The sequence below is a fragment of the Isoptericola croceus genome (assembly GCF_029382255.1).
Taxonomy (GTDB): domain Bacteria; phylum Actinomycetota; class Actinomycetes; order Actinomycetales; family Cellulomonadaceae; genus Isoptericola; species Isoptericola croceus.
The window spans coordinates 1-319 of the sequence record NZ_JARLLG010000072.1; the positions used below are offsets into that span (position 1 = coordinate 1).

The window sequence follows — 319 nt, forward strand, 5'->3', positions numbered from 1 at the left end:
AACGTGGCCGGTTGGGATGGTAACTTGGAAGCTTGCTTTCAAAGTGAGAGGGTTCACCTGGATTTTATCAATGGTGAAACCATCGGCCTTTGAGATCCCCATGTTACTAGCTGATATAACGAAGTCAATGTCCGTGTCTTGCAGGTGTTGCTCTGGAAGGCTAGGTAAAACATAGGGATCGTGTCTCTTCAATAAGAACCTTACATATTCGAGAGTCTCAGTTACAAGATCTTCTAGGTGATTACCTAGAAGTCTTACCTCATAGAGCTCGGCAGCCGATGATACGGCTACGAAGAGGAACAGAGCAAGAAAAGCCTTC

The 319-nt window shown here is 45.5% G+C and carries 1 protein-coding gene; it reads right to left on the reverse strand.

What is annotated here, in order from left to right:
- Window positions 1-319, reverse strand: a 319-nt coding sequence (locus tag PZC42_RS20740) for a JHBP domain-containing protein (protein ID WP_277213969.1), incomplete at both ends; no start/stop codon positions are given.